The 11,733-nt window shown below is 45.7% G+C and carries 9 protein-coding genes; all 9 read left to right on the top strand.

Going from position 1 to position 11,733, the window contains the following annotated elements:
* Positions 1-5 precede the first annotated feature (5 nt).
* Positions 6-2,519, top strand: a complete 2,514-nt coding sequence (locus HQN88_RS16465) for a glycoside hydrolase family 3 N-terminal domain-containing protein (RefSeq protein ID WP_173114121.1) — start codon at positions 6-8, stop codon at positions 2,517-2,519.
* Positions 2,520-2,705: 186 nt separating this feature from the next.
* Complete coding sequence (locus HQN88_RS16460; protein WP_173114118.1) at positions 2,706-3,098, top strand: hypothetical protein; 393 nt, start codon at positions 2,706-2,708, stop codon at positions 3,096-3,098.
* Positions 3,099-3,345: 247 nt separating this feature from the next.
* Positions 3,346-3,648: a hypothetical protein gene (locus HQN88_RS16455; RefSeq protein WP_173114115.1), complete on the top strand. Its 303-nt coding sequence runs from the start codon at positions 3,346-3,348 to the stop codon at positions 3,646-3,648.
* Positions 3,649-3,816: 168 nt separating this feature from the next.
* Positions 3,817-4,284 (top strand): DUF2975 domain-containing protein, encoded by a 468-nt coding sequence (locus HQN88_RS16450; RefSeq protein ID WP_173114112.1) that lies wholly within the window; start codon positions 3,817-3,819, stop codon positions 4,282-4,284.
* A 234-nt stretch (positions 4,285-4,518) separates the two neighbouring features.
* Entirely contained in the window at positions 4,519-6,741 is a 2,223-nt protein-coding gene (locus HQN88_RS16445) for an AraC family transcriptional regulator (protein WP_173114109.1), read from the top strand.
* Between the two features lie 159 nt (positions 6,742-6,900).
* Positions 6,901-7,851, top strand: a complete 951-nt coding sequence (locus HQN88_RS16440; RefSeq protein ID WP_173114106.1) for an ABC transporter permease — start codon at positions 6,901-6,903, stop codon at positions 7,849-7,851.
* A 14-nt stretch (positions 7,852-7,865) separates the two neighbouring features.
* A complete protein-coding gene (locus HQN88_RS16435; RefSeq protein WP_173114104.1) occupies positions 7,866-8,726 on the top strand; it encodes a carbohydrate ABC transporter permease in 861 nt (286 codons plus the stop codon).
* 26 nt (positions 8,727-8,752) lie between these two features.
* A complete protein-coding gene (locus HQN88_RS16430; RefSeq protein WP_173114101.1) occupies positions 8,753-10,318 on the top strand; it encodes an extracellular solute-binding protein in 1,566 nt (521 codons plus the stop codon).
* A gap of 26 nt (positions 10,319-10,344) precedes the next feature.
* A complete protein-coding gene (locus HQN88_RS16425; protein ID WP_173114098.1) occupies positions 10,345-11,700 on the top strand; it encodes a sulfatase family protein in 1,356 nt (451 codons plus the stop codon).
* Positions 11,701-11,733 lie beyond the last annotated feature (33 nt).

The raw sequence follows: 11,733 nt of genomic DNA, 5'->3' as shown, positions 1-11,733 counted from the left end.
ACGAAATGATTGGCATATGGAACTGCAAGGTAATCACGAATCAATTAAAATTGAAAATCGTTTTTAACGTGGAAGAAAATGATGGTATTACACTCGCTATGAGTACGGAACCTTATTGGGTGTCAATTGGAATCGTTGAAATCAAGGCTGAAGGAGATCGTCTGATAGCGGTGGGACAGACCAAATATTCTCCGGAACCGATCCTCATAGATCTGCAATTTGCAGAAGATACGTTTACGGGAAAGTTGAAGCTGCCATTCGTGGGGGAGATGGAAGTTCAAGGTGAAAGAGGAAAGGGAACCTCTTTTACGGAAGAATTGATAGCAATCGTTGCGCCTTTTCGGAAAGATCATATTGCACCGCGAACGGATGAAGAAATTCAAGGGGAAATCGAAAGCTTACTTGGAAGAATGAGTGTTCAAGATAAACTCGGTCAAATGAGTCAATGCATCGCTTCCAACTTCTCGTTCGGCGCATATGTAGCTTCTGCGCCTCCCGAGCAATTGGTGGCGGAGGGAAAGGTTGGCTCGATTCTGGGTGCTTTTGACAGCAGCCGTGTGTTTGCGCTGCAGAAAACTGCTGTTGAACAATCACCGCACAAGATTCCACTGCTCTTTAACGCTGATATTATTCACGGGCATCAGACTATATTTCCGGTTCCTCTCGGATGGTCCTGTAGTTGGGATCTAGAAGCGATCAAACAAGCATGTGCCATTGCGGCCAAAGAAGCGACCGCTTCCGGAATTACCTATAATCATGGCCCGATGGTGGATGTTACCCGGGATCCCCGCTGGGGACGTGTGGTAGAAGGAGCGGGCGAAGACCCTTATCTAGGCTCGCTCATTGCCAAGGCTCAGGTAGAAGGATTTCAGGGTGACAGCTTGTTCAGCGAAGAGACATTGATTGCTTGTTTGAAGCATTTCATTGCATATGGGGCAGCCGAGAGCGGTAGAGATTACAATACGGTAGATATTTCTGAAGGCACCTTACGCAACGTATATTTGCCTCCTTTTCAAGCAGGGCTTGAGGCAGGTGCTGGATCGGTGATGAACGCATTCAACATTTATCAAGGAGTTCCAGTGGCTGGTAGTTCTTATCTACTGAAAGATATATTGAGGGATGAACTTGGTTTTGACGGCATGCTGATCTCCGACTATGGCTCGATCGACGAAATCCAAATTCATGGCGCTGCCAAGGATGCCGAGGCGGCTGCTAGAATGGCCATTGACGCTACGATGGACATTGAAATGGTGACGAGACTGTACTACGATCGACTTCCCCGGCTTGTCGAGGAAGGTGTCGTGAAGGAAGTGCAATTGGATGCGGCGGTTCGGCGTATTTTAACGTATAAATTTAAAATCGGCATCATGGATGATCCTTATCGCTATATTAGACCGGAAAAAGAAATTGAATATCATTTCCATTCAGATCACTTGAGAAAGAGTCGCGAGCTTGCTCAGAAATCCATTGTGCTTTTGAAAAATAACGGTGTACTTCCACTCATAGGAAAGAAGAAAATTGCTGTTATTGGACCATTTGCGGCCAGTAAAGATATGCTTGGACCTTGGCAATTTTCAAGGTACGGCAATGATACAGTTACGCTGCTGCAAGGTCTTATGGAGAGAGGAATCGATTCGGAGAATTTGTTGTACGCTGAAGGGTGTGGGGTAAATAGCAGCATAGAAGGCGGTATGGATAGAGCAGTTGCTTTAGCTCAGAAGGCTGATGTGGTTATTCTCGCTCTAGGCGAGAACAGCGCGATGTCCGGGGAAGCGGCTTCCCGCGCGGATATTACGCTTCCTGATGTTCAGCAGCAACTGGCCGAAGCGATCGTGAACCTGGGTAAACCAACGATAATGGTGCTAACTAACGGCAGACCGCTTGTCTTGGATTGGTTCGATCGTCATGTGGATGCTATCGTCGAAACTTGGTTCTTGGGTTCACAAGCGGGGAACGCCATTGCGGATGTATTGTTCGGTGATTATAACCCGTCCGGGAAACTGACAATGTGCTTCCCTTATAAGGTGGGTCAGGCACCTCTGTATTACAATCACTTCAACACGGGAAGGCCTCTTAACGAGGCAAATAAAGCGCGAAAATTCGTTTCTAAATATTTAGATACGCCAAATGAACCCCTGTATCCCTTCGGATATGGACTTAGCTATACAACCTTCGCCTATTCAGATATCCAACTGGACAAAGTTCAATTATCTCGAAATGATAAGCTGAACATAAGCGTCATCGTGACCAATACGGGGAATTATGCTGGCGAAGAAATCGTTCAACTTTACATTCAAGATCTGTATGGAAGCACCGTGCGACCTGTGAAGGAGCTGAAGCGCTTTGAGAAAATCTATTTGAAGCCGGAGGAAAGCCGGGAAGTCCGGTTTGCCATTACGGAAGAGGATTTGAAGTTCTATACGGCAAACCGCCGTTATGAAGCCGAAGCAGGTGACTTCAAAGTCTACGTTGGACCGAGCTCTCAAGTGGTGAAAGAAGCTAACTTTGAGCTTATATAGGTGGAGAGCTTACGAAAAATCTCTCGAAAGTGACCAGTGTCACGATAACAAGGTGAGGATTTGGAAGCGAAGATACCTAGTGACGGAAGTTGGATGGAGGTCCACCTTGACTAACATAAAGTAAATAAATTTGTTACTGATGATGAATAAATCTATTCCTTATTTCAAGCACGGTTGCAGGTGATAATGGATCGGCAGCAGGCGGAGCTCCGACCAACTGGACAACAACGGCCACTGGGGGTACCGTTACCAGAAGAAGCCAGTTGGAAAGATTTCCTTATTGTGGACAGCACAAGCAAAATTGCCGTGCATATTGGCCTGAATAACGGTTACTTGAGAGCCTACGACGGGACGACGCTTACTGCTTTAGAGCCGATCACCACTGGCAAATGGTACGATGTTAAGGTCGTACTGAATACGACTACCAAAAAGTACGATGTGTATGTGGGCGGTGCGAAAAAGGCTAATCAGTTCAGCTTCAAAGATACGACTGCGGTGGATGTTAACAAATTGGCGTTTGGTGTTGCCGGAAATGACACAGGCATCTTATATATTGATAATGTAAGAATAACGAAGTAAGACTATTTTTACGAAGAAGCCAGCAAACCTTTGCGTTTGCTGGCTTCTTGCACTTCCATAAAGATTATTGGAGCAACAGTTCCAAGAAGGGATCAACGAAAATAAATAGAATAGTAGCATTTTAAGGTTACTTTTAAAAAATATCTAAATTTTGATTATGTTAATAGGTTAACGGTGAACAATAGCTTTATACTACGATCTGAAGAGTCGCTGGGGCGACGTTTGCACCGAATAGGAGATTGATGACATGGCTTTCGGAATAACCAGACATGAACTGAATGAATGGAAAAACAAATGTTTACAGGGGGAAATTGCCTTCTTAACGCATTATTGGGTAGAGCCTCGCTTTCCAGGAGTGAAGACGATCACTAAGGTGGGCTGCTGTGATCTGGAACGATTGAAGGAATGGTGCTTGGCGAATGGTTTAAATCCAGTTTACATACATCTTCGTGATGAATATCCACATTTCGACCTAATCGGGGACAAGCAGATTGAAATCTTAAAGAGAGAACAATTGACCGATCATCTGCTCAGATTCAAGCTTGGGTGAGATAAAGTAAAAGCATTTCTTGTAACGAGAAATGCTTTTTATTTTTGTTATAATTAAATGGATGTGCAAATAACAATAATAATATAATAAATAACAATTGAAATTTATTGTAAAACAATAAATTGTATGCTAAAATCAAGCTGTCATTAAATAAGTGAGGTGTTGTAAATGAAGGTTAAACGAGGTTCAACCACTTTCTTAAAGGTAATTATCTTTCTGGCAGGAATTGCAGTGCTTGCTTTGTGTATCTGGTTGCCAGTGATAGCTGTTAGAGATGCAAGGGCACATCCAGATACAGCTTACTTCCTAATCCCCTTTTTAGTATGTGCATACGGATTCAGTATTGCGTTTTCTGTTGCGTTGTATCAAGCGTATAAATTATTAACCTACATCGAAAAGAATAATGCTTTCTCTGAATTATCATTTAATTCTTTGAAGATTATTAAGAAATGTGCCTTTGCCGTTATTATCCTCATTTTGATAGGTATAGTAAGCTTAAGGGTACTTGCTAAAGTTACCGTTAGTGATGATGCAGCGGGTCCTACTTCACTATGCCTAATGGGTATTCTAGCTACAAGTATATTCGCAGCCATTGTGGACGCTCTTCAAAAGCCGTTAAAAATGCTCCAGATATAAAGTCATAAAATGAATGAGTAACGGAATTATTTAACGGCATGTATCATAATGGAGTAACTAATAGCCGTATGCGCCCCGATAGGAGTGCATACGGCTATTTTGCGGTATAGCGCCGATCCTGATATCACAAATTTGGGATCGACGCTTGTTTTTGAACATTGACAAAGGGGAGGCAGTTGTCTAAGATATGCTGTAATCTACACCGTTACTACTTAGAATTTGGGAGGGAAATTATTGAAAGGGTTTACAAATAAACTATTTTTCAATCGCTCCTTATTTCGAAAACAGCTGCTCTCCTATTTGATTACAGTCCTCATTCCAATCACCATGATTGTTTCCGTATACGCGTATACGATTAATGAAGATTTAACATCGCAAATTGAGCAGACATCGAATGCCAGTATCCAACGAACTTCCAAAAATTTGGATAATTTAATTGACCAGATTAATTATTTTGCTCTTCAACTTTCCTTCTTGCCGGATATGAACAACATGTTAAAAAATCCTACCGGCTTCACGCTGTATGACTACTATCAATTGAAGGAACAGCTGCGCAGTCAGATCAACTCCAATGATTTGTTTTACTCCGTGTATATTTACAGTGCCTTAAATGAACGCTTTATGACTTCGAATGAGGGGCTATTTGATGCGGATACGTTTTTTGATCAGCAGGCTTTATCCCAAATTCGCAAAGAAGAGCGGCCGCATTTCTGGTATCAGGTTCGCGAAGATTATGTCACTTTTTATAAAGATATTCCTGTCACCGAAAGTAAGCCGCTAGGCACCTTGGTCATAAATATGGAGAAGAAAATGTTTTTGAATACGATGTACAACTTAAACATCGGGGATGAAGAGCGTATTTTCATTGTGGATAAAAGTGGTTTTGTGATTTCGTCGCATCCGCAGGTGGAAAACGAGGCGATTCATCAGGTTATCTCAGATGGCGATGCGCTGTCATCGTCAGGCACGATGCAGAAAATCGTTCTGAATCATACGAAGTATTTTGCCGATATTGCCTCGATGAAAGGGAACGGTTGGACGCTCGTCAACTTGATCCCTTATGCCAGCTACAAGACGAAGCTGTTTGAAAAGCTGTCTAAGCTCCTCGTTATTGTCTTGTTCGTGTTCTTGATTGGTTTGGTTATTGCCTATATGTTTGCGGTTAAGATGTACAATCCCTGGAAAAAAATGATGGAGGTGCTCTCCGGCGTCGGGGTTAATAAACCATCTTCTGATGAGTACATGCTCGTCAGCGGGGCCATCAGTTCCATGATGGCGACGATCAAACAAAATGAGCCGGTCATGAAGGATCACCTGATTTCCGATATTTTGCGTAATAAAATATCTGATAAAGAAACGATTTCAACGCGGCTGGAACAAGTTGGCCTCATGTTTAACGAAGTTAACTATGCCGTCATCGTCGCTGTGTTTGATGATTTGCAATCGGAGGATGCTGAGGACCCGCAACGCAATCTTCTTATCTATAGTATGGTTCTGGAAACGTTGAAGGCGTATCTGCCCGTGGAGGGGACGATTTTGGAGCGGAACAAGCTGGGCTTTATCGTCAATTTACCGCAAAAAGGCATGGACGCCAGTGTACGACAGCTCATTCATCAATCCTACGCAGAAATGAACGCGGTAGGGCAGGGAGAACTGAATGTATCGCTTCAATTTATTGTGAGCGATGCAGATGCACCTGAACGTCTGCATCTTGCCTACGAGCAGATACGCAGAATGCTGAACTACAAGGCAGTTATCAATCGCAATGACATCGTCTTTTTACAGGATCATAAAAGTGAACTGAAGTTTGTTTACCCGCTGTCGCTGCAAAAGCAGTTGATCCACGCCGTTGCTACGATGAACCGCGAGAAAGCGAATCAGTGTATTGTTGAACTTTTTGAGCAGTATATCTATACATCCAAATACCCGCTTGAAAAGCTGCAGGGCATGATTGTTGTGCTTATGAGTTCCGTGCTGAATGAGTTATTGAAGGATGGCCACGACATTGGAACCTTGAACGAGGAAGTCGATATTCTTAAGCTGAACGAATGCCAAAATAATGATGAACTGCATCAATTTATGATTACGCATATTCATAAAATCATTGCGTTCCTGGAAACGCTGCAGGATAAGCAGGTCACGAATCTCTATGTCACCAAAACGATTATTTATATGGAAGAGCATTATGCCAGTCCGCTGTCCATTACGGAGATCGCTGAGCGCATTGGGGTCAGCAGCGGCCATTTGAGCCGTACATTTAAAGCTGAGATAGGGAAATCCATGCTGGAATACTTAACGGAATTCCGGATTAAGAAAAGTAAAGAGCTCCTCAGCGCGAGAAGCGATTCCTTGCAGGAAATTGGCCAGGCGGTTGGCTACCATGACGTGCAGAGCTTTATCCGGTTTTTCAAAAAGTATGAAGGCATGACGCCCGGTGAGTACCGTAAAAGCATCTAGAAAAACGGATAGTTATACCGAATTTATAACATTGGCCAGGCTCATATCATGAAATCCTCATGTTTATTGCAAACTGAGGATTTTTTTTATGTCCGCTCCCCGATACGATGGAAGCGTACACAACGACATGTGTAACACTCGGTCGAGAGGAGGGATGTGATGAGTCATCCTATGAAGGTATCGCAAGGCGCGGTTGTGAACACGAGGCCTCGTGCACAATCATCCGCATTTAGGAAGTCGTTTCATAAACACAAGTACTATTATGTTTTACTGTTGCCGGGTATTCTTTATTTTCTTCTATTCAAGTACATTCCGATGGGTGGTATTGCAATCGCTTTCCAAGATTTTAAGATTGCGGGAAGTGTATTCGACAGTCCTTGGGTTGGGCTAAAATGGTTCCGCATTCTGTTCGACTCGCCTGACTTTTGGGTGGCGCTTCGGAATACGCTGATCATTAGCTTTTATAAGCTGCTGTTTAACTTTCCAGCACCGATTGTGCTTGCGCTCTTACTCAATGAACTTTTCAACGGCGTATTCAAACGTATCGTACAGACGATTATCTATTTTCCGCACTTTGTTTCTTGGGTTGTGCTGGGAAGTATTCTGTTCTCCGTATTTTCGGTAGATACGGGGGTAGCGAAGCTGCTGGGCATGTCCTCGTCGCCGCTAATGAATCCAGAGGTATTCCGGGGCTTTCTGGTCGGTTCGGAAATGTGGAAGGAAGTTGGCTGGGGAACGGTCATATATTTAGCCGCCATTGCCGGAGTTAATCCAGAGCTGTATGAAGCGGCCAGAATGGATGGCGCGAATCGCTTTCAGCTGGTCCGTCATGTTACTCTGCCGAGTATTGCATCAACCATTGTCGTGCTGCTGATTTTGCGGACTGGACAAATTTTAAATGTTGGCTTCGATCAGATTTACATTTTATATAACCCGCTCGTCTATAATGTAGCGGACACGCTGGATACGTATGTGTACCGTGTAGGGCTTACGATGGGCAGATTTTCGTTTGCTACGGCGGCAGGACTCTTCCAATCGGTTGTAGGCTTATGCTTGCTGCTGTTTACGAACTGGCTTGTGCGTCGCATGGGCGAACGAGGATTGTGGTAAGGAGGTGGATGTGAATGGGCAAAAGTTGGGGCGAACGCAGCTTTGAAGTAGGGAATGTGCTGTTTCTGGCAATGCTGAGTATCATAACGTTTTATCCTTTATGGCATGAATTATCCATATCATTAAGCTCAGCGGCTGGGGCCATGCAAGGCGGGTTGTTCTTCTTCCCGAGAGGCTTTACGCTGGATGCTTATAAGAGTGTATTGGCTTCCAGCTTTATTTGGCTGGCGTATCGAAATAGTATTCTAGTGGCCGTCGTAGGGACGTTCCTGCATGTCCTGTTTACAGCGACGACGGCGTATGCGTTAAATAAAAGAAGCTTGCCTGGCGCTAAGGTCATCACGCTTCTGGTTATTTTTACGATGATTTTCAGCGGTGGGATGATTCCGACTTATTTGCTTGTAAAAAGCTTAGGTTTAACGAATACCCTCTGGGCGCTCATGCTGCCGGGGATGATATCTGCTTTTAACGTCATTGTTATGCAAAGCTTTATGCGGACCATTCCGGAAGAAGTGGAGGAATCAGCTGCCATGGATGGAGCGAATCCGCTGCGTACGTTTTTCACCATTATCTTGCCGCTGTGCAAGCCGGTGATTGCCACGATTGCTCTCTGGGAGTGCGTCGGTCTGTGGAACAATTTTATGCAAGCATTGATTTATTTGAATGATAAAAGGCTGTTTACCCTCCCGCTGCTGCTCAAAGAAATTATTGCCGGCCAGCAGTTGGCGACGGATACGGGTCAATTTACAACGTTCGCAGCCGAGTCTGCGATTGCCGCTACTGTCATCATTTCGATTATACCTATTCTTGCTGTATATCCGTTTTTGCAAAAGTACTTTATGAAAGGCACCATGTTAGGCTCTGTGAAATCATAATTTGAAGATCTTAAAGGGGTGTTCTTATGAAAAAGATGAGTAAAATGGGTTCGGTATTGTGTGTCACCTGCTTAGCGGGTTTAGTGGCTGCTGGTTGCGGCTCTAATGAACAAGGAGAAAGTGCGTCATCGGCCAGCCCAGCTTCGAAGAAGCCAGTTACGTTCAATATGTTCTTTAACTACGGGATACCGGAGTATCCAGACAGCGGTGGAGAAGCGAAGCCCAAAATTGTTTCACTGATGGAGAAGGCGGGTATACCGAGTGTTGATTACAAGGTCAGTATGATTTCCGGCGATGAATACAAAACGAAATTGAATCTCTTGGTTTCCTCCGGTCAGATGCCGGATTACTTCAGTGTGGATACGACGCAGCTAGCACAGTATGTGAATCAAGGGTTGCTGAAGCCGCTGGATGATCTGTTGGCGAAGGCACCGCACTTAATGAAGTACATTCCAAAGGAGCGCTGGGACGGCGTTAAATTTGACGGTAAAATTTATGCCATTCCGCAAGGGGTTAGACCGGAGTCTTTCAATTCTCCCAATACAACAGGTTTGCTCGTACGGCAGGATTGGCTGGATGCGCTCGGTTTGAAGCAGCCGACGAACTTAGATGAGCTGCACGAGGTTTTGAAGGCATTCACGTTCAAGGATCCGGATAAGAACGGTCAAAATGATACGTACGGATTTGGCGGTAACAAATCCTCGATGTTCAATACCGTGTTTGGCGCTTTTGGCGTCGGACTTAGCTCCTACGGTACGACAGGTCCAATCTTCTGGACCGAGAAAGACGGTAAGATCGTAAAAAGCTTTGTGACACCGGAGACGAAGAAAGCACTAGCTGTTCTCCAACAGTGGTATAAAGAGGGCTTGATGGATCCAGAGTTCCCGGTCATGGAAGGGAAACAGGCAGAAGCCAGAATCGTAAACTCCAAGGTTGGCGTCTTTGAAGGCGATGCTTTCGGTGTCAATGTGAATGGCGGAGGCTTTTACACCTCGCTCTTGAAGGTGCTGCCGTCAGCTAAGTTGACGATGATGAACCGTGTGAAAGGACCCGATGGCAAGCTAGGCTGGCCAGAGGTGAATCCATACTCGGGAGGAGCGCTGCGTGCGGTAAGTGCGAAAGCACAGGATCCGGAGAGACTCATTCAAATGCTGGATTGGTCGGTTAGCGATGATCCGAACGGCGGCGTGGATTTGCTTACTTATGGCGAAAATAACGTCGATTACACGTTTGATAAAAGTAAAAACTTAATTGCGCAATCAACCAGTTATTCCGATTTATACAAAAAAGGATTCTCCAACCCTGTCCGCTTTGTGCAAATAACAGACCGTCGTTGGACAGATGATAAGGTGCGGGCAGCGCTGGAAATCGGCTCCAAGGACATTATTAAGAATCAGCTGTGGAAAACGGTACCGGCCGAGCTGGATTATCCCGATCTGGAGAAGAAGCTCTGGACAGAGTACTTCGTGAAAATCGTGACAGGCGTATGGTCCGTCGACAAGTTTGATGAGTTCGTTCAGAAATATTACCAGCAAGGCGGACAAAAGATCGAGCAGCAGGCCAACGAAGAGTGGAAGAAAGCCAGTAAATAAATAAAGAGTAAGGTGATGGGGAAAAAATGAGCAAACAGCCGAATGTCATTGTATTTTTTACAGATCAGCAGCGATTTGATACCACGGGGGTTCACGGGAATCCCCTTGGCCTTACGCCGAACTTTGACCGCATGGCGATGGAAGGGACGCATGTGTTCAATTCGTACACCTGTCAGCCTGTCTGCGGTCCGGCTCGTTCTTCCCTGCAAACAGGGAAATATGCCACGGAAACCGGGTGCTATGTGAATGGCATTCCACTAAAGAAGGATGAGAAAACGCTAGCTCATCATTTCCGTGATGCGGGCTATCAGACAGGCTATATCGGCAAATGGCATTTGGCCGGCGAAGAGCCTGTCCCTGAGGCGCAGCGTGGCGGCTATCAGGAATGGTTAGCCTCTAATGTGTTGGAGTTCTCCTCTGATGCATACGATACGGTCATGTATAACGGGGATAATGAACCCGTGAAGCTGCCGGGCTACCGAGTTGATGCGCAAACGGATGCAGCGATTCGGTATATCGACAAGCATCAGGATGAACCGTTCTTCCTGTTCCTCTCGTATCTGGAGCCTCATCATCAGAATCACAGTGACAATTACCCGGCACCGCGGGGTTATGAAGGGCGTTACAGCGGCAGTTCCTTCGTGCCTGGTGACCTGGCGTCGCTTGGCGGTACGGCGCATGCGCATCTTGGCGGCTATTACGGGATGGTCAAAAGACTCGACGAAGCGCTCGGCCGCTTGTTTGATGCTTTGATCAGCCTCGGGTTAGAGGATGATACCATTGTAATGTTCACCTCAGACCATGGTTGTCATTTCAAGACGAGGAATAGTGAGTACAAGCGTTCGTGCCATGATAGCTCAATCCGCGTCCCAACCGCATTAACAGGCGGGCGCTTCCGTTCAGGTGGGCGTCTGCAGGAGATGGTGTCGCTCGTGGATTTACCGCCAACGCTTCTAGATGCTGCTGGCATACCGGTTCCGGCTTCCATGCAAGGGCGTTCCTTGCTTCCACTTCTGCGTGGAGAGCGAGAAGGTTGGCCAGAGGAAGTCTTAGTGCAAATTAGTGAAGCGCAGGTTGGCCGCGCTATTCGGACGCAGCGCTGGAAGTACAGTGTCTCCGCGCCGGAGCAAGACCCGAACCGAGACGCGGGATCGGCTGTCTATGTAGAGGAATTCCTTTACGATTTGCAAGCCGATCCGCATGAGCTGAACAATCTGGTCGGCGTGCAATCGTTCAATGCGGTGGCTGCCGAGCTGCGTGAGCGCTTGATTCGCCGGATGCAGGAAGCGGGAGAGTCCCAACCGACGATTCAACCTGCGCCATCACAGCGGAATTCCGGTGCTAGGCGGGTAGCTGTGAGTGAGTTGAGAAAGAAGTTGTAAGGCTAAGAAAACAAAACAATGATTGACAAAATA

Source organism: Paenibacillus qinlingensis (genome assembly GCF_013204845.1).
Lineage (GTDB): Bacteria > Bacillota > Bacilli > Paenibacillales > NBRC-103111 > Paenibacillus_E > Paenibacillus_E qinlingensis.
The sequence above is the reverse complement of the archived record's forward strand: the minus strand, read 5'-3'. Positions and strand labels throughout refer to the sequence as shown.

Coding starts and splice junctions, on each gene's coding strand:
- HQN88_RS16465 (WP_173114121.1), top strand. CDS start 6: ATGATTGGCATATGGAACTGCAAGGTAATCACGAATCAATTAAAATTG.
- HQN88_RS16460 (WP_173114118.1), top strand. CDS start 2,706: ATGGATCGGCAGCAGGCGGAGCTCCGACCAACTGGACAACAACGGCCA.
- HQN88_RS16455 (WP_173114115.1), top strand. CDS start 3,346: ATGGCTTTCGGAATAACCAGACATGAACTGAATGAATGGAAAAACAAA.
- HQN88_RS16450 (WP_173114112.1), top strand. CDS start 3,817: ATGAAGGTTAAACGAGGTTCAACCACTTTCTTAAAGGTAATTATCTTT.
- HQN88_RS16440 (WP_173114106.1), top strand. CDS start 6,901: ATGAGTCATCCTATGAAGGTATCGCAAGGCGCGGTTGTGAACACGAGG.
- HQN88_RS16435 (WP_173114104.1), top strand. CDS start 7,866: ATGGGCAAAAGTTGGGGCGAACGCAGCTTTGAAGTAGGGAATGTGCTG.
- HQN88_RS16430 (WP_173114101.1), top strand. CDS start 8,753: ATGAAAAAGATGAGTAAAATGGGTTCGGTATTGTGTGTCACCTGCTTA.
- HQN88_RS16425 (WP_173114098.1), top strand. CDS start 10,345: ATGAGCAAACAGCCGAATGTCATTGTATTTTTTACAGATCAGCAGCGA.